This window comes from Candidatus Nitrospira nitrosa, assembly GCF_001458735.1.
GTDB classification, from domain to species: Bacteria; Nitrospirota; Nitrospiria; order Nitrospirales; family Nitrospiraceae; genus Nitrospira_D; species Nitrospira_D nitrosa.
Genome location: NZ_CZQA01000001.1, coordinates 797,908 through 816,455, shown reverse-complemented (window position 1 = coordinate 816,455; position 18,548 = coordinate 797,908). Strand labels below are relative to the sequence as shown.

The following is an 18,548-nucleotide window of genomic DNA, read 5'->3' as shown; positions in this document are numbered from 1 at the left end:
CCGGTTGAATCATGCAAATGATGGAAGGTGCAGCTCATGAGCGAGACGTCCCAGATACAACTCCGCCGGCGGCTCCCCTACTTCGGCAACGGGCTTCTCCTGGAAGACCTTCCAATCAAGTAGTTCTGGCAACTTTTCCTTGGTAACCAGGGCGAACGCCTAGTTCTTACAGCTACGTCGTTGCAGTAGATTCGAATCCGATATTCGAAAGGAGACGGCGTATGACTATGTCGATCGCCATTGATCAGGCCCACATTCAACGGGTTCTGACCGCACTCCGGGAACGGGGGACGCGTTGTCCTCTCGAATCGATTGAGGGGCTCTGTTCCGACCTCACGACGGATCAGATCTTTTTGGCGGTCGACTATTTGACCCGCAAAGGTCAGGTGTGTCTGACGTTGGACACCGACAGGAATTACTGGGTGCAGGCCTAGCAGCAGAAAGAGAGGTTGCGTCCATGGGTGCCTCGGCCGCTGATACAGCAAGAGTCAAACGCGAGCAGAACATAGGCCCCGGCCGGAGGATCTATGGAAAAGGACAATAACCTCTCAGAGATGGAGGCGGCGATCTCACGGATGATGGAGGGCACCATGGAGCTTGTAACGGAATCCGTGACGGTTCAACTGCGCGAGCAGGAGCATCCGGACAGATCCTTGTACCCACAGTCGGACGACTGATGATGTACTGACCAGGGGTAAGACACGAAGCGGCAGGGTGCGCTGTCTCGAATGCCAAGCGATCTTTGACGATCCGTATCAGGGCCATACGTAAGACGCTGTTTGATGCCGGAAGACTCCGGCTCCCTCTGTTACCTCCTGCAACAGAGACGAAATGCTTCCTGTAGCAGGATGCTCCTGGGCCGTCGGCTCTCTCCACTCACTGCATTAACTCTTAAGCGTTTTCAGCCTGAAGGCCGTTGGAGCGCTTCCCTCCGCTATCGGTTTTCTTCTTGCACTCCACCCAATGCTGGGAGTACGGGAACAGAGTGCCTGATCTGTTGTGGACTTCTCGCCTGAGTTCTATTGCTTGATATGCGACTGGGGTGGAGTCAAAGTCTTGTATGCTTGGCTTGTTGCTGGATTCACAAGATTGATCACAGCACACAACCGCCTTTTTCATGAACCGGAGCGAGGGGGAGATCCGCATGTTAGACGGAACGTCGAGGAACGACTACGATGCCGTCGTGTTTACGATGGCGGGCGATGATCCTGAAGGATGGGAAATCTTGGATCGCGTGGAAGAGCAGGCTGCAAACAACCCTGATCTTTTCTCTTCACAAATCTGGCTGGTGTCGGCAGTATGGAGGTCATACGTATTCCAACGTGGGGCTGATGTTGTGATCCAAAAATCACTCCGAGAGGGATTTGGGTCGGCCGTATCCGAGGCTTTCTGGAAAGAAAAGCCGACTGTGGCCGGAAAGGCCGGAGGGATTCCCATGCAGTTTCCGGAGACCTATCAGACAAACCTTGTGAACAGCGTGGAAGGCTGTGCGGAGCGGGTCCTCGACCTGCTCAAGCGACCGGGCGAACGTGGAGCATTCGGCCGGGCGGGGCGCGAGCATGTTCGAAAACATTTTCTCCTGTCGCCGCTGGTGCTCGACGAGCTCCAACTGATCAAGCAGATGCTGGGGGCAGCATGACGGACCGGACCAACGACCCACTGGTCGCCTATTTTTCTATGGAGATCGGGCTCGATTCCAACATGCCGACCTATGCGGGTGGGTTAGGCGTCCTGGCAGGGGATACGATTCGATCAGCTGCCGATCTCGAAATTCCCATGGTTGCCGTCACCCTCTTGCATCGTCGTGGCTATTTCTATCAACGGCTGGACGAACAGGGGTGGCAGCACGAAGAGCCGGTGGCCTGGCCGATCAACGATTTTTGCAAGCCTGTCGATCAACGTGTCGCCGTCGAGATCGAAGGGCGGACGGTACATGTCGGGGCCTGGCAGTTTCAGGTGAGAGGCGAGTCGGGCAGTGAGGTGTCGGTCTATCTGCTCGATACGGATCTCCCGGAGAATCAGCCCTTGGATCGGACTCTCACTGATACGCTCTATGGCGGCGACGACTCCTATCGGCTCTGCCAAGAAGTCGTGCTGGGTCTCGGAGGCTTCCGGCTGTTGCGGGCGTTGGGATATGGGCATATTCGACGGTTCCATATGAATGAAGGACATGCGGCCTTACTTGTGCTCGCTCTTCTGGAAGAGAAACTCGCGTCACGTGTTCATGAAGATACGGTCCCTGCCGATCTTATCGATGCCGTTCGGGAACAATGTGTGTTCACGACGCATACGCCGGTGCCGGCCGGTCACGATCAATTTCCTTCCGACCTTGCCCATCGTGTGCTGGGTGATCGACGCTGTGGGTGGCTGCAAGCCTGTGGCCATGACCACAGTTTGAATATGACGCAGCTCGCGCTGCGCGGCTCACGCTTCGTCAATGGTGTGGCCATGAAACACGGTGAGGTTTCCCAGAGTCTCTTCCCTGGTTATCCGATTCACTCAATCACCAATGGTGTTCATGCGGTGACGTGGGCTGCTCCCTCATTTCAAACGCTCTATGATCGGCATCTTCCCGACTGGCGGCATGATCAACTCTCACTGCGATACGCGATCAACATTCCCATGCAGGACATTTGGAATGCACACACCGAGGCGAAGCGGGCGCTCGTCGACTATGTCAATCGTGAGACGAATGTCGGGTTTGATCGGGACGTTCTCACTATCGGCTTTGCCAGGCGGGCTGCCGCCTATAAGCGTGGCACCTTGATCTTTCATGATGTCGAACGGCTCGCGAAAATAGCGAAACAGGTTGGACCGCTACAAATTGTCTTCAGCGGCAAGGCCCATCCGCACGATCAGGATGGGAAAACCCTGATTCACAGGATTCATGAGCTTCGCGATACCTTGCGGGGCAACATTCGGGTGGCCTATCTCACGAATTACGATATGACGCTCGCCAAGCTCCTCTGTGCCGGTGTGGATCTATGGCTCAACACCCCGCTCCCGCCGATGGAAGCCTCAGGAACCAGCGGGATGAAGGCGGCGGTCAATGGCGTGCCGAGTTTGAGCGTGCTCGATGGCTGGTGGATTGAAGGCCACGTGGAAGCCGTGACCGGCTGGTCGATCGGCGATCGGATTGATACCTGCCTTGAGCCGAACGGGGGTATGGATGTCTGCCATGCCGCCGCTCTGTATGACAAGCTGGAGCAGAAAGTCTTGCCCTGTTTCTACAAAGACCGTGAACGCTTTCTGGAAATAATGAGGCAATCGATTGCATTGAACGGCGGGTTCTTTAATACTCAACGGATGATGGCACAGTATCTCCATAACGCCTACCGGCTGGTCGGTGAGTATGTCCGTCGGGGGTGAGGGATAGTACAGGCTTGATGGTTAAGATGGAACAGGAATGACGGTCTCCGCCCAAGTTTCTCCAGCCGGTTCAATTTTGGCGATCAATGGAGGATCGTCCACGCTCAAATTCGCTCTCTTCCAGCCCGGTGCTTCCCTTGCCCGTGAACTGTCAGGCTCGATCGACCGCATCGGGACACCGGACGGAACGATCACCTGGGTGGGTAAACACACCGGCACTGCCGAGCGTCGGAGGATCACGGCATCCGACCATGTCGCGTGTCTTGAGCCGTTGTTAGCCTGCATCAAGGACCATCTTGCACAGAACCCGCTCGTGGCAATTGGACATCGTGTTGTTCATGGTGGTCGGTATCGTGAGCCGCAGCTCGTGACGCCGACTGTCATGGAAGAACTGCAACGATTACGTGGGTACGATCCGGAACATCTTCCTGCTGAGATCGAATTGATTCACGAATTCGCACGTCGATATCCTCATCTCCCGCAAGTCGCCTGTTTTGATACGGCATTTCACCGCGACATGCCGCGGATGGCTCGACTACTCCCGATCCCGCGACGGTACGAAAAAGGGGGCCTTCAACGATATGGGTTCCACGGATTGTCCTATGCCTTTCTGATGAGGGAACTGGTCAGAGTCGGGAAGCCAGGCGAAGCGAACGGGCGCCTTATCCTCGCCCATCTCGGAAACGGCGCGAGCATGGCGGCAGTCAAAGATGGAAAGGCGGTCGACACGACGATGAGCTTCACGCCTACCTCCGGCCTGCCGATGAGCCGTCGATCAGGGGATCTCGATCCGGGGCTCGTGGCCTATCTGGCTCGCACGGAAGGCATGAGCGCGGATCAGTTTCACAATATGGTGAATAGGGAATCGGGCTTGCTCGGTATCTCTGAAACGAGTTCTGACATGCGGGACTTACTCAATCAGGAGCAGCATGATCCACGAGCGGCAGAAGCCATCGAGCTGTTTTGCTATCAGGCGAGAAAATGGATTGGGGCGTTCACGGCAGCACTCGGAGGGTTAGACACCCTGGTCTTCACCGCCGGGATCGGCGAACACTCACCGGTTATTCGCGCTCGGATCTGCGACGGCTTGGAATGTCTCGACGTCGCGCTCGATCACGCGCGCAACGAGGCCGGTGAATCTGTGATTTCAAAAGACGACGGCAGGGTGACCGTACGCGTCATGCGTACCGATGAAGAAAGTGAGATCGCACGTTCTGTCAGCGAACAACTCAGCAAACCGAAACAATGAACGGGGAGTGTATGCCACGAACCAAGACGACAACGCGGAAGTCAGAACTGCTCGAGCGGATGGATGCCTATTGGCGAGCGGCCAATTATCTGTCTGTCGGGCAAATCTATCTCTACGACAATCCCTTGCTCAGGAAGCCCCTCACTCGCGCCCATATCAAACCGCGTTTGCTCGGCCATTGGGGCACCACACCGGGGTTGAATTTCATCTATGTGCATCTGAATCGGATCATCAAGGAACATGACCTCAATATGATCTATATCGCCGGACCAGGCCATGGTGGACCTGGGCTCGTCGCGAATGCCTACCTTGAAGGTACCTATAGCGAAGTCTATCCGGATATCTCGCAGGACGAACGAGGCATGCAAGGCTTGTTCAAACAGTTTTCGTTTCCCGGCGGTATTCCCAGCCATGTAGCACCGGAGACGCCTGGTTCCATTCATGAAGGTGGTGAATTGGGCTACGCTCTCTCGCATGCCTATGGGGCGGTGTTCGACAATCCGGATCTGATCGCAGCTTGCGTGGTTGGGGACGGTGAAGCAGAGACCGGCCCGCTCGCCACGAGCTGGCATTCCAACAAATTTCTCAATCCATCCACTGACGGCGTTGTCCTGCCTATCCTTCACCTCAATGGGTACAAGATCGCGAACCCGACGGTCCTGGCACGGATTAGTCATGACGAACTCGACCAACTCTTTCGAGGGTACGGGTATCGGCCCTATTTCGTCGAGGGGCACGACCCGCAAAAGATGCATCGGATCATGGCAGCGACACTTGATCAGATCGTGAAAGATATTCAACGGATCAAGACCGACGCGCGCAGAAACGGAGCGCCGCAGCGGCCGCGTTGGCCCATGATCGTGCTCCGGACGCCTAAGGGCTGGACCTGCCCCACGCACATCGACGGCAAGCGGACGGAAGATCATTGGCGTTCACATCAAGTCCCGATGGGCGACATGGACCAACCGGCCCATATCAAGATTCTTGAGAAGTGGATGAAGCGCTACAAGCCAGGGGAGCTGTTCGACAAAGCCGGGGAATTGAAGCCCGAGCTTGCCGAGCTGGCTCCGAAAGGAGCGCGTCGCATGAGTGCCAACCCCCATGCGAACGGGGGTCTGCTGTTAAAAGATTTACGTTTGCCGGATTTCCGCCGGTATGCCGTTGCTGTGAAGCAGCCGGGTAGCGTCGAGGCCGAGGCGACACGTGTGATGGGGGCGTTTCTGCGGGATACGATGAAGCTCAACGGGGAGCGTCGGAACTTTCGTCTCTTCAGTCCGGATGAGAACAATTCCAACCGCTGGCAGGACGTGTTGGAGGTCACCAACCGTGCCTGGATGGCGGAGCGATACCCTTCTGATGACCACTTGGCCTCAGATGGCCGGGTGATGGAGATGCTGAGTGAGCACCAGTGCCAGGGCTGGCTGGAAGGGTATCTGTTGACAGGCCGACACGGCTTCTTTTCCTGCTATGAAGCCTTCATCCACATTATCGACTCGATGTTCAACCAACATGCCAAGTGGCTCAAGATCTGCAACCACATTCCCTGGCGACGGCCGATTGCGTCGCTGAATTATTTATTGTCCTCCCATGTCTGGCGACAGGACCACAATGGGTTCAGTCATCAAGATCCCGGGTTCATCGATCACGTGGTCAACAAGAAGGCCGAGGTGATTCGTGTGTATCTTCCGCCCGATGCCAATACGCTGCTGTCGGTCACCGACCATTGTCTGCGCAGTCGCAACCACGTGAACGTCATCGTGGCGGGCAAGCAGTCGGCGCCGCAATGGCTTGATATGGATGCTGCTGTGAAACATTGCACCGCCGGCATCGGCATATGGGAATGGGCCAGCAATGATCGCAACGGGGAACCGGACGTGGTGATGGCCTGTTGCGGCGATGTACCGACGATGGAAACCTTGGCGGCGGTCTCCTTGTTACGGAGGTACCTACCGGGTGTGAAAGTGCGAGTCGTCAACGTGGTGGATCTGATGAAGCTGCAACCATCCGCTGAACATCCGAACGGATTGCCCGATAAGGATTTCGATGCGCTCTTCACGACGGACAAGCCGATCATCTTCGCCTTTCACGGTTATCCCTGGCTGATTCACCGATTGACCTATCGTCGAGCCAATCACAAGAACCTGCATGTGCGCGGATACAAGGAAGAAGGGACGACGACGACGCCGTTCGACATGGCGGTGATGAACGATCTTGATCGGTTTCACCTCGTCGCTGATGTCATCGACCGCATCGGCCTGCGCGGCTCGCAGGCCGACTACACCAGGCAGGCTCTCCGCGACAAGCGTATCGAACATAAGCACTACATCGCCGAGCATGGCGAAGACATGCCGGAGATCAGGCAGTGGAAATGGGCCGGAGGAAGGACAACGCGACGAGGTGGACGCGTGTGAATCGGTCGAGGGGGCTGATGACTTGATAGACTGTTCCTCCATTGTTCGTACGCCCCCCCCCCCTCCAATTCACATTGGGAAAACGAAAGTCGCGCTTTCGGATACTCATCACGACGAGACCAACGTTAGGTATTAGATTCATGTCTTGCCTGAATAGCCTGAGCCTCCACGGTCAAGGCGTCGCTTACCACCTCGACCGGATGGTCTTGCCTCCATCAGTCAGCTTCCTCCTCTCACATCAAAAACATGTGAATTCCCACGTGAAGTATGCTATCGAAGGGCCGTTAGCATGCTGAACGGGGCTCGGACGAACGTGATGTAAGGAGGAGGATGAAACGACATGGGCCGGCGAGTCGCATTTTCTTCATGGAGTATAGGAGCAGGATATCTGATGCTTTTGCTTGTCGGCCACGCTTATGCGGATGAGCCTGAGCCAAAGAATCCTGAGGAGGTGAAGGTACCAACGGTCATTGATTGTCGGTATGATCACCATGACGAGGGGGAGGTGAGTGAGGCTTTTCCCTCCGATGATGTTTTTCGTCCCCTGATGGCGGATCCCAAGCAGCCGCAGTTCTTTGCCATCTGGCAACAGTCGCGGGCGCGGGCGGACAATTCCTCATTCAGTCTGGGATCAGTGGCCATCGGGGAGAATTTTGGTTTTTACACGAATCGGAAAGGCTGCAACGGATGGCAAGTGGGACTGCTCACGGGAGTCTTTGCGCAGTTCGATCTGGATGAAACGAACGCGGCATTGATCAACACGGATTTTAACGTGGGGGTCCCGCTCTCGTGGCGTTCGGGGAATTGGTCGGCGAGGCTTCGCTACTATCACCAGAGCAGTCATCTCGGTGATGAATTCTTGGGCAGTCATCCGGAAATCAAGCCGTCGAGTTTCATCTTGGAGGAGGCGGAAGGTATTCTGTCCTATGACTACCGATGGCTTCGCTTCTATGGAGGAGCGGCGGTGCTGGTCCATCGTGAGCCATCGACGATCGATCGCACCCGAGTCCAATGGGGATTCGAGGCACGGGCGCCGTCGATGAGGACCAGGATCTTGGAGCCGTTTCTCAACCGCTTGATCGTGACGCCCGTGTTGTCGGGAGATTTCAAGTCGCATGAGGAACTGAGCTGGATCATCAACACCAACGTGCTCGGCGGTTTCGAATGGTCCCGCACGGGGTCTCGCCGGCACTTTCGAATCATGGTGACCTATTTCCACGGTCATAATCCGTATGGGCCATTTTACAATCAAAAGATCGAGTCGATCGGTGTCGGGGCGTATTTCACGTTTTAGCTCAGTGCGGGTCGGAACCTGCATCTGGCGTGGAGCGGTGCGATGAATAATAAAGTTTCTTTCTCTATCTGGTATGTGTTGTTGGCCATGATGGCCGTGGTGCTCGTGCATGATCTCATTCATACCTTCAACAAGGTCGAAGAACTCCCCTACAGTGAATTTAAGAAGCTGGTGGCCGACGGCAAGATCGCAGAGGTCTCGGTTGCCAACCATGTGCTGACGGGAAAACTGAAACCCGAAAGTGAGTCCAAAGAGCAGAAATCCTTTGCGACCGTGCGTGTCGAGGATCCGGACCTGGTCCGCGAGTTGAACCAGCACGGAGTCATTTTTACGGGTGTGATTGAATCCACATTTTGGCGCGATGTGCTGTCGTGGGTGGTCCCGGTCGCCCTGTTCGTCGGGATTTGGTTCTTTATCCTCAAGCGATTTGGACAGGCCCAGGGTGGCTTCATGCAGGTCGGCCAATCCAAGGCTAAGATCTACATGGAGAAGGACATCCAAGTGACGTTCGCCGACGTCGCCGGTGTGGATGAGGCCAAAGAAGAGCTGCGCGAAGTGATCGAGTTTCTCAAGACGCCGGAGAAATTTACCAAGCTCGGCGGCAAGATTCCCAAGGGGATCCTTCTCGTTGGCCCCCCAGGTACGGGCAAGACACTGCTAGCCCGTGCCGTGGCCGGTGAGGCCGGAGTGCCGTTTTTCAGCATCAGCGGGTCAGAGTTCGTCGAGATGTTTGTGGGGGTCGGGGCCGCCAGGGTTCGTGATCTGTTCGAACAGGCCAAGGGCAAAGCGCCCTGCATTATCTTCATCGATGAGTTGGACGCCCTCGGTAAGGCCAGAGGCGTGGGACCCATGGCGCATGAAGAGCGCGAGCAAACGCTCAACCAGTTGTTGGTCGAAATGGATGGATTCGATCCACGAGTCGGCGTGATCCTCATGGCTGCGACCAACCGTCCGGAAATTCTTGATCCTGCCTTGCTGCGCGCGGGGCGGTTTGATCGCCATGTCACCGTGGATCGCCCTGACAAAAAGGGGCGTCTGGATGTGCTGCGTGTGCATGCCAAGAAGGTGGCCTTGAGCCAGGAGGCCGATTTGGAACAGATTGCGGCCATGACTCCGGGCTTCTCCGGAGCTGACCTGGCGAACGTGATCAACGAAGCGGCGTTGCTGGCGGTTCGCCGGGGTAAGGATCAAGTCCATCTCTCCGAATTGCAGGAAGCGGTCGAACGTGTCATCGCGGGATTGGAAAAGAAGAATCGCGTCCTGAATAAGATGGAGAAAGAACGGGTCGCGTTTCATGAAACCGGCCACGCGCTGGTGGCCCTTTCCATCCCAGGCTCCGATCAGGTGCAGAAGATCTCGATTATTCCTCGAGGTGTCGCGGCGCTCGGGTATACGTTGCAGTTGCCGACGGAAGACCGGTTTCTGATGACGAAATCGGAATTGGAGAATAAAGTGGCGGTGTTACTCGGTGGGCGAATCGCGGAAGAAACGATTTTCGGTGAGGCGTCCACGGGAGCGCAGAACGATCTCGTGAAGGCCACGGACATCGCCAAAAGCATGGTGAAGGCCTACGGCATGAGCGAGAAACTCGGCACGATCACGCTCGAGCGAGAACGACAACCGCAATTCCTTCAGCTTCCTGTCGCGTCTGAAAAGGGTGATTATTCCGAAGAGACCGCCCGTGAAATCGATTGCGAAGTGCGCCGGATCGTCGATGAGCAGTATGGACGTGTGCGACGATTGCTGGAAGACAAGAAGGCCATTCTTCAGCAAGGGGCCACGCTCTTGCTGGAGCGTGAGGTGATTACAGGAGCGGAGCTGAAGGCCGTCATGGAGAACGCCTGACACGGACAAGCGGACTTCTCCGTACTGCTGTTGACGCTGCGTGTCATGGACCGCATACTGAATTCTCCGGGGAATTGAATCGCCCAACTGGAGTGAAGTGGAACGGCAGGCAACCATCTCGGTCGAGGATAATGTGGTCTACTGCCGAGGCGCGTGGACACTTCCGAACCTCTCGCAGCTGGAACGCGGAGCTCACGCGCTTCGATGGCCTGATGTTCCCACCGTCCTGTACGACGCCGGTGAGGTGACCGCCATGGATACAGGCGGTGCGCTCATGTTGCAACGGTACATCAACGGCTTGCCGCACAAGGGGCAACAGACGTCGCTCCAAGGATTGAAACCGGAATTTGAGCAACTGCTTGAGAAGATACAGGCTCAGTCGATTCAGCCTGGCCGTCACGCTGCCATCCGTGAAACGAAACGGGTGAATAGTCTTGCCGGGACCATCCAGTCATGGCAAGCCTCCGTTGTTCGCGCGCTCGCCTTCATCGGGGAAAGTACGCTCGCCCTGTGTGCTTCTGTCGCACGGCCCCAATCTATTCGGTGGAAATCACTGATGCGGTTCGTGGAACTGGATGGTGTCCGAGCACTGCCGATCACTGGACTCTTGACGTTTCTGGTCGGTGTCGTGATCGCCTATCAAGGGGCTGAACAGCTCCGCAAGTTCGGCACGAATATTTTCATCGTCGATTTAGTCGGCATCTCGCTCTTGCGTGAAATTTCGCCATTGATCGTCGCAATCCTCATTGCCGGCCGATCGGGATCCGCCTATGCAGCCCAGATCGGGACGATGAAGGTCACGGAAGAATTGGACGCAGTACGGACATTGGGCATCTCACCGATGAATCTGCTGGTATTGCCGCGAGCGCTTGGCCTGATTATTGCCCTTCCTTTATTGACGGTGTACGCGGATGCCGTGGGCGTCTTTGGAGGTATGCTGATTGCCCTGGGAGAGCTCAATGTCAGTTTTGTTGAGTTCATCGCTCGATTCGACGAAGCCGTTCCCGTTCGCCATTTTCTCATTGGGTTGGGGAAAGCCCCATTCTTTGCAGCACTCATTGCATTGGTCGGCTGTTATCAAGGATTTCAGATCAGGGGCGGCGTGGACGACGTGGGCCGACACACCACCACCAGTGTGGTCCAGGGCATTTTTCTCGTGATTGTGTTCGATGCAATCTGTAGCATTCTTCTCAATTGGTGGGACCTGTAATGGGGAAAATACGAGGGCTGAGGCTGAGGCCAACAAAACTCCGAGAGTTCCGTTAACCTTGACCTTCTCAGAATGAGGACGCGTTCCTGATGCCGTCGGCGACGGATCTCAAGACACCTGTAATCGAAGTCAGTCACGTTGCAACGAAGTTTGGGCAGGCGGTAGTGCACGAGGATATTAGCCTGTCCATTCATCGGGGAGAAATCTTCGCGATTGCCGGAGGCAACGGGTGCGGCAAGACCACGTTGTTGCGCGAGATCATTGGTCTCATCGCGCCGTCGGCCGGGACGATCCGATTGTTCGGGTTGGATAGTCGCCGATTGGAGGCGGGCGATGGCCATCCGATCCATCGTCGATTCGGCGTCATGTTTCAACAGGGGGGTCTCTTCAGTTCATTGACCCTGGCCGAGAATGTCGCCGTGCCGTTGCGTGAGCATACGACCCTCAGCGAGTCACTCATTCGTGATATTGTAGCTGCCAAAATCGCAATGGTGGAATTACCGCCGGAGAGTGCCGTGAAATTTCCGAACGAGCTCAGTGGCGGCATGCGAAGGCGTGCGGCGCTTGCACGAGCGCTTGTCATGGACCCTGAACTATTGTTCCTCGACGAACCGACGGCCGGCCTCGATCCGATCATCGCAGCGGGGTTCGATGAGCTGGTACTCTCGTTAAAGAGGCTTTTGGGGCTGACGGTGGTCATGGTGACGCACGATCTGGATTCGCTCTGGCAGATCACGAATCGGGTGGCAGTTCTGGGTCAGGGGAAGGTGCTGGGAGTCGGCACGATGCAGGAACTCTTTCAATCGGACGATGGATATATCCAGGAATACTTTCAAGGCGTCCGTGGGCGGACGGCACGCGAGCAGGCGGTACGGAACACGCAACACGCGTGAAGCGTATCTCGTGGGTCACATCGGCGAAGAGTTGAGAGTTTCAGGTTTCTGTTATCGATCTCTCGAAACGGGTAACTCAGCATCGAGACACCAAGAAGGCATCTAGATGGAACCAAAGGTCAACTACGTTATTGTCGGCTCATTTGTCGCCCTGTTGGGAGCCGCGATTCTTGCCGGGATATTATGGTTAGGAAAGACCGATTACCGAGGCTCGTACGATCGATACGAGGCTCATATGAAGGAGTCGGTCGCAGGATTGAGTGTCGATTCCACCGTCAAGTATCGTGGGGTCGATGTGGGACGGGTCAAAGCCATTACGTTGAATCCCGACAATCCAGAGCAAGTGCTGCTGACGTTGGATATCGTGCACGGGACACCGGTGAAGACCGATACGATTGCCGTGCTCGAAACACAGGGACTGACTGGTCTCGCGACGATCAATTTGACCGGCGGAAGTCGGGAGGCGCCTGCGCTACAAGCACAAGATGGACAAGCCTATCCGGTCATCAAGACGGGCCCTTCCCTCTTCGTTCGCCTGGATGAAGCGGTGTCCCGCATGCTCTCAGAAGAAGGCGTGGCCAGACTGTTGGTCGATCTTGATGCAGCCGCAAAAGGCGTGGCCAAGGCCCTCGATGAAGAGAATCGCGACCAGCTCAAGCGGACGATCAAAGATCTTTCGGATGTCGCCCGGACCATTACGGCGCATAAGGCTCAGATCGAGCAAAGTTTGAATGGAGCAGCAAAGAGCGCCGACAACCTTGCCACACTCACGGCATCGATGAATGAGCAGGTCCCTGCGTTGCTGGCCGGAATCAACAGGAGCGTCGCCAAGCTTGATGCGGCGACGGAGGAGCTGGCACGAACGAGTAAGACCGTAGGAACTGTGGTGACGGAAGCCAAACCAGAGTTGCAGCAATTTACCAAACGCACTCTTCCGGAAGCCGGACAATTGGTGACGGAGCTTCGGCAGCTGACCGGTACGTTGACGCGCGTGGCACGGGAGTTGGAACGGGAGCCGAGTTCATTGGTGTTTGGACGAAAGACTCCATCGCGGGGGCCGGGAGAGTGAGCCGGTTGAAAAATGGGACGGTGTGAAGGGGCCATGATCTCTTATCGGATAGCGCATGTGAGCTGCGTGTTATTAGTACTGGCTACGGGTGGGTGCATTTCATTCCGTGGTGGATCTGAAGTGGCCCACACCTATCAATTGAATCTTGAAGGAGCGCAGAGGGTGATGCAGGCTGCCGACGGGAATGGCCCCGTCATTCACCTGAGCCCTCCTCAAGCCGAGCCTGGATTTGAAACCCCTCGAATGGTTTACCTCAAGCGACCCTACGAGTTGGAGTATTTCGCGACGAATCAATGGGCCGACACGCCGGCGAACATGGTTGCCCCCTTGTTGGCCCAGAGCTTGAGTCAGAGCGGGATCTTGCGTGATGTCGTTTTTTTGCCAAGCTCGGTGCCGGGTGATTATCGGCTGGATGTCTATGGATTGGCCCTGCAGCAAGAATTTTTTCAGGTGCCGAGTCGCATCAGAGTGACGGTGCGTGCTCAGTTGGTGGACCTTCAACTATCGACGATTGTGGGGATGCAGCACTTTGAAGCCGTAGAACCTGCACCAAGCGAGAATGCCTATGGTGGCGTGGTTGCAGCTAATCGGGCGGTTGCTGTGTTGCTCGATCAGATCACGGTGTGGCTCAGGGAATGTGTTGGACACTCGCCCACCTGCCGGCGATCAATGTGACTGGGCCAGACGATGGGGCCAAGGCCTTGGTTGTGCTACCAGCCCTGCGTCAGGACATTTAAGTCCTGCGCGGCGACTGCGGCTTCCCATCCTTCCCCACAAGAGAGAAGGCGTACGCGAAGCGGCCCTGTGAACTGTGAGCCCAAGTGGATCCGAACATCTTTCATGCCTTCATCTTGGTCAAGAATGACCTCGCAGTCGGACAGCCCGCGGAGACCGATACCTTGCGCCTTCAGCACCGCTTCTTTCACAACCCAATAGCGGAAAAATATTATGGTGCGCTGCGCTTCGGTTGTTTGCATAATCACTTCATGTTCAGAAGGGGCAAAGTAGCGTTCGGATAGATTCAGGACATCGACTTTCGAACGAACCCATTCGAGGTCGACCCCGATTTCCTGGGCCTTCGAGACCGCAATGAGCGCCCGGTTATGGGCATGAGATAAATTAAAAGTCATCGCGGAATGTTTCCGTGCGTCTCTCGTCACAAAGGGCTTGCCTGCTTCTGTACGTCCCAGTGAAACCTCACAGGGGCTGACTTCAAGGTATCGGCTCAGTATTCCCCTGAGGCCTCCATGAGCCAGCACATAGTGCTGCCGGTCTTGCTCACGAACAAACCGGGCTGCGCGCTGACGCTCTGTTTCATCTAACCACCCCAAGCATCGCTCAATACACTGCTGCGACCCTTCCAGTTCAATTCCCCATAAATGAACGGCATGTGGCTCAAGGGTGATGGAATTCTTGAGTTGCGTGTCTGTGAGATGATCTATCGACCGGAAGGAGATCAGCACGGTGGAGTCCTCAGGTTGCCTTCATTTTCATGGCGCGACCAAAGAAGGCGAAACCGTTATGTGGCTCTATCCTGCTTGTATCGCTGTGATAAGTATGGGGCACCTCAGGCCGCAGGTCAAAAGTCTTTTGTGATCTCACTATCCTGTTTCAAGTATGCTGTGCCCTTTCGAGGTCACGCTTGCGCGTCTCACCAGGCATCTCGTCCCTCAACCTCTCGACATCGCTCAGGGGCGATCCGAAGCGCGGATTTGTCCATGGGGTATGAACCGTCATGACGGTGATCTCAACGTATGTGGTGGGAGTATGGCACGGGGATCGCAAGAGATAGTTGGTGATCAGGGAAGAAGTACTGTCGATCGGGTGATGAGGCGATTCGCACCATCCTCGGTTCCATTCTGATACTCAGCGCCCTGAGAGAAGTCAATGCGGCAACATGAAGACGGCGTGGAAAACGGGGATCAGTTTTGGCCTCACGTCAGGGGTTATTACCACCCTTGGGTTGATGGTTGGACTGCATTCCGGCACGCATTCCCGTGCGATCGTGATCGGTGGCATTCTGACGATCGCCATCGCCGATGCCATGTCGGATGCGCTCGGCATCCATGTGTCCGAAGAGTCCAAGAACAGCGGTCCGACCAGCCTGATCTGGGAGGCGACGCTCGCCACCTTCGCTGCGAAGTTCTTGGTTTCCCTGACGTTTGTCGTTCCCGTCATCTTCGGTCCGCTCGAGCACGCGATTGTCATGAGCATCGTGTGGGGGCTATTCTTACTCACCGTGCTCAGCTTTTTCGTCGCTCGAGCACAAGGGATTGCTCCGTGGAAGGTCATCGGTGAACATCTGTTCATTGCTCTGTGCGTCATTGCGTTGACACACGTGACCGGTGAGTGGGTGAACAAGATGGTAGGAGCGGAATAACGGAGGTATGAACCAGTGATGAGGCACGCTCGGAAGTTGAGATGGATACTGCTCTTTCTCCCGTGCACGGCATTCATGATGCTTGGGCAACCAGCGTGGGGAGCGGGCGATGATGTGGCGCCGGAAGGCGGTCAGCCGCATCGTGTCGTACTCCATCTGAATTCTGGTGATGAAAAAGTCCAACGTGGTGCGCTTAACAACATCAAGAATCTCTACCAGGAGTTTTCACCAGAGACTCTCAGGGTCGAGCTGGTCGTGCATGGGGCCGGACTTCCACTTCTCATCAAGAAGGGTACGCTGTTTGCCGCGGAACTGACCGAGCTACGGCACGCGTATGGTGTGAGCTACATCGCTTGTTCGAACACCATGAAGACAATGAAGGTGACACGAGAAGATTTGATCGGTGAAGTCGGCGACACCGTACCGGCGATGGCGAGATTGCTGGAGAGACAAGAGCAAGGGTGGGTCTATATCAAGCCGTGAAGGAGCCGATAGCCGTCAGCTGCCGGCGAAAGAAATAAGAAGGAGGACGAATGGAATCCAAGAGCAAAGTCTATCTGTATCAGACCTCAGTGAAGTGGACAGCACAACGCAAGGGCATGATCTCCTGCACAGGGAAACCCGATGTGCAGGTGGCAACCCCACCGGAGTTCAAAGGGCATGAGAACATCTGGTCTCCCGAAGACCTCTTCGTGGCGTCCGCCAACGTCTGTTTGATGACGACGTTTCTCGCCGTCGCGGAACGAGCGGGTCTTGCCTTTTCCTCGTATGAGAGTACGGCGGAAGGACGGCTGGAGATCGTGGAGGGAAAATTTCAATTCACAGCGATTACCATCCGGCCTTCAATCACGTTGACGTCCGGCGGTGATGCAGCCAAAGCGAAGGAACTCATTGAAAAGGCAGAGCATAATTGTCTGATTTCCAACTCGATGAAAGCCAAGGTCACACTGGAACCTACGATCTGTTGATTTCAAGTTGCGAGGTTCACGTTTTTGGCTCTTAATGACCAGATCCAGAACCTGAAACTCGCAACTTGGAACTCAGGTTCAAGACCCAAGTGAGAGTCGTTGACTGAACACTGTAGCATCCTGCGCCAGTGGGCATGGAGGCATTGTGGCATTTGTCCGCAATCTTCGTTGTCGCTCCTATCGCCACCAAGAATCTGGCCGATAACTCCTCGACGAATTGAGAGGAAGCTCTCCTTCTGCTCTGCGACAGAGTGGCACAGTCATCGCAAGGTCGTACCAAGGGAAGGGATAAGATATGCGTATGACGGTACAAGAGGTAGTGTTGTGTGCACTGGTCGCCGGTCTGTGTGGACTGGGGTTCAGTAATCTTGGAGTTAAGCAGACCGAGGTCCTTGCCAAAGAAGGCGGTGACGCAGTCACCGGACGGGAGATTTACGTGAACACCTGTATACTCTGTCACGGAATCGACGGCAAAGGCGTACGAGGACTCCAATTCGTTCCACCTCCGGCAGACCTCACATCGCTCGCCGTCCAGAGTCGACTGGATGGGGCGTTGTTTCGCCGAATTCACGACGGCAAGCCGAACACGGTCATGGGTGCTTGGAAACATGCACTCTCGGACGAAGAAATCTGGGATGTGTTGGCCTATGTGCGCACATTTAAGATCGAGGCTCCTGGCCAACCATAAAAATGAATCTAATCGCCGAGAGGTGTCTCCTACAGACCAGGTGCGAAGCTGGAATGACTGTCAATGGTGAGATGAGGAGGGAGTGACATGACATGTAATGTTGGGGGAATCGAACGACCGATAAGGATTGGAGCCGGGGTGGTGGCGATCATCGTAGGCCTCTTTGCGGGGCTTTCGACCGGTGTGGCAGGGGCCGCACTTGCGGTGGGGGGGATTCTGCTACTGACTGGGGCGGTGGGGTATTGCCCGCTGTTCGCATTGCTGGGGCTTAATACGTGCACTCCTGCGTCCAGTTCGAAGAAGTGAGAGGGAATCGATGAGCCGACCGGTCGCCGTCTGGGTCTTGCTGGTGTATGGGCTGGCTGGGGTGATCAGTTGTGCCCCGCCTCCACGGGTGACGGGGAGTGAGGAGGCGACTGGTCGTCCAAGTACAGAGTCGTCGGTCGACGCGTTGTTTGCCCCGCCGTCGCCAGAAACGATTCCCGGTGATTTGAGGGGTGAACAGATTCGACTGGGCTACGAGATGGTTGTCAATACGCAAGTGTATGGAAAGCTGTATGTCGGCAATGCGCTCAACTGCACGAATTGTCATTTGGACGGAGGGCTTAACCCGAATGCTGCGTCATTCGTCGGTATCAGTGCGCTCTACCCGCAGTATCGTGAGCGAGCCGGCCGTCAGATGACATTAGCCGATCGGATCAACGAGTGTTTCGAACGCAGTCTGAATGGGAAGCCTCTCCCGCCGGACAGTGTGAAGCTGACGGGCATCGTAGCCTACATCAAATGGCTGTCGAAAAACATGCCAGCCGGCAGTACGGTGCCGTGGCGAGGAATTCCGCGACTGACCTCGACTCATCAACCGGACTCTATCAACGGCAAGAAAGTCTTTGAGAAAAAATGTGTCTTCTGCCATGGCTCCGACGGACAAGGTACCATGGCGGCGCCGCCCGTGTGGGGACCGCGTTCGTACAATATTGGCGCAGGAATGGCGCGGGTCAGCGTGGCTGCTGCCTTTATCAAAGCGAACATGCCACGAGGCTGGGGCTGGACGGTGACGGACGAGGAAGCCCTCGACGCGGCGGCCTATATTAATACGCAACCTCGACCTGACTTTCCCGACAAGATTCATGATTGGCCGAAGGGGGGCAAACCGGCGGATGCACCCTATTGAT

General features: G+C 55.9%; 19 protein-coding genes. 18 read left to right on the top strand and 1 reads right to left on the bottom strand.

From position 1 onward, the window contains the following. Window positions 1-221 precede the first annotated feature (221 nt). The 12 genes from COMA1_RS03920 to COMA1_RS03870 all read left to right on the top strand — a co-directional run bounded on the left by COMA1_RS03920 (window position 222) and on the right by COMA1_RS03870 (window position 14,015). Window positions 222-434: a hypothetical protein gene (locus tag COMA1_RS03920; protein ID WP_090744071.1), complete on the top strand. Its 213-nt coding sequence runs from the start codon at window positions 222-224 to the stop codon at window positions 432-434. Window positions 435-527: 93 nt separating this feature from the next. Then, entirely contained in the window at window positions 528-677 is a 150-nt protein-coding gene (locus COMA1_RS20975; RefSeq protein ID WP_176697838.1) for a hypothetical protein, read from the top strand. Between the two features lie 467 nt (window positions 678-1,144). Next, a complete protein-coding gene (locus COMA1_RS03915) occupies window positions 1,145-1,639 on the top strand; it encodes a glycosyltransferase (protein WP_176697837.1) in 495 nt (164 codons plus the stop codon). Next, window positions 1,636-3,369 (top strand): alpha-glucan family phosphorylase, encoded by a 1,734-nt coding sequence (gene glgP / locus COMA1_RS03910; protein WP_090744066.1) that lies wholly within the window; start codon window positions 1,636-1,638, stop codon window positions 3,367-3,369. The genes COMA1_RS03915 and glgP overlap by 4 nt, the downstream gene beginning before the upstream one ends. Before the next feature lie 37 nt (window positions 3,370-3,406). Then, entirely contained in the window at window positions 3,407-4,618 is a 1,212-nt protein-coding gene (locus COMA1_RS03905) for an acetate/propionate family kinase (protein ID WP_090744065.1), read from the top strand. Window positions 4,619-4,629: 11 nt separating this feature from the next. Continuing rightward, window positions 4,630-7,029, top strand: coding sequence for a phosphoketolase family protein (locus COMA1_RS03900; protein WP_218055298.1), 2,400 nt, complete (start codon window positions 4,630-4,632; stop codon window positions 7,027-7,029). A gap of 391 nt (window positions 7,030-7,420) precedes the next feature. Continuing rightward, the gene (locus COMA1_RS03895; RefSeq protein WP_176697836.1) at window positions 7,421-8,323 is read left to right on the top strand and encodes a DUF1207 domain-containing protein; all 903 of its coding nucleotides are present in this window, start codon (window positions 7,421-7,423) and stop codon (window positions 8,321-8,323) included. Window positions 8,324-8,365: 42 nt separating this feature from the next. Next, the gene (gene ftsH, locus COMA1_RS03890) at window positions 8,366-10,168 is read left to right on the top strand and encodes an ATP-dependent zinc metalloprotease FtsH (RefSeq protein WP_090744056.1); all 1,803 of its coding nucleotides are present in this window, start codon (window positions 8,366-8,368) and stop codon (window positions 10,166-10,168) included. A 97-nt stretch (window positions 10,169-10,265) separates the two neighbouring features. After that, window positions 10,266-11,378, top strand: coding sequence for an MlaE family ABC transporter permease (locus tag COMA1_RS03885; protein WP_090744053.1), 1,113 nt, complete (start codon window positions 10,266-10,268; stop codon window positions 11,376-11,378). 89 nt (window positions 11,379-11,467) lie between these two features. Beyond that, a complete protein-coding gene (locus tag COMA1_RS03880; protein ID WP_090744050.1) occupies window positions 11,468-12,271 on the top strand; it encodes an ABC transporter ATP-binding protein in 804 nt (267 codons plus the stop codon). 106 nt (window positions 12,272-12,377) lie between these two features. Next, window positions 12,378-13,340, top strand: a complete 963-nt coding sequence (locus tag COMA1_RS03875) for an MlaD family protein (RefSeq protein WP_090744047.1) — start codon at window positions 12,378-12,380, stop codon at window positions 13,338-13,340. A 12-nt stretch (window positions 13,341-13,352) separates the two neighbouring features. After that, complete coding sequence (locus COMA1_RS03870) at window positions 13,353-14,015, top strand: ABC-type transport auxiliary lipoprotein family protein (protein WP_090744044.1); 663 nt, start codon at window positions 13,353-13,355, stop codon at window positions 14,013-14,015. Between the two features lie 35 nt (window positions 14,016-14,050). On the opposite strand, the gene COMA1_RS03865 is transcribed toward COMA1_RS03870, so the two are convergent. Then, window positions 14,051-14,803 (bottom strand): 4'-phosphopantetheinyl transferase family protein, encoded by a 753-nt coding sequence (locus COMA1_RS03865; protein ID WP_090744041.1) that lies wholly within the window; start codon window positions 14,801-14,803, stop codon window positions 14,051-14,053. Between the two features lie 434 nt (window positions 14,804-15,237). Here COMA1_RS03865 and COMA1_RS03860 point away from each other — a divergent pair, with 434 nt between their 5' ends. From COMA1_RS03860 to COMA1_RS03835, 6 genes are all read left to right on the top strand, one after another. Then, entirely contained in the window at window positions 15,238-15,720 is a 483-nt protein-coding gene (locus COMA1_RS03860) for a VIT1/CCC1 transporter family protein (RefSeq protein WP_090744038.1), read from the top strand. Between the two features lie 75 nt (window positions 15,721-15,795). Continuing rightward, window positions 15,796-16,203 carry a DsrE family protein gene (locus COMA1_RS03855; RefSeq protein WP_176697834.1) on the top strand — a complete coding sequence of 136 codons (408 nt, stop codon included), beginning with the start codon at window positions 15,796-15,798 and terminating at the stop codon, window positions 16,201-16,203. A gap of 50 nt (window positions 16,204-16,253) precedes the next feature. Further along, on the top strand, window positions 16,254-16,688 hold the full coding sequence (locus COMA1_RS03850; RefSeq protein ID WP_090744032.1) for an OsmC family protein: 435 nt from the start codon (window positions 16,254-16,256) through the stop codon (window positions 16,686-16,688). Window positions 16,689-16,983: 295 nt separating this feature from the next. After that, the gene (locus COMA1_RS03845) at window positions 16,984-17,376 is read left to right on the top strand and encodes a c-type cytochrome (RefSeq protein ID WP_090744028.1); all 393 of its coding nucleotides are present in this window, start codon (window positions 16,984-16,986) and stop codon (window positions 17,374-17,376) included. Between the two features lie 87 nt (window positions 17,377-17,463). Beyond that, entirely contained in the window at window positions 17,464-17,682 is a 219-nt protein-coding gene (locus COMA1_RS03840; protein WP_090744025.1) for a YgaP family membrane protein, read from the top strand. A gap of 10 nt (window positions 17,683-17,692) precedes the next feature. After that, complete coding sequence (locus COMA1_RS03835) at window positions 17,693-18,547, top strand: c-type cytochrome (protein ID WP_090744022.1); 855 nt, start codon at window positions 17,693-17,695, stop codon at window positions 18,545-18,547. Window position 18,548 lies beyond the last annotated feature (1 nt).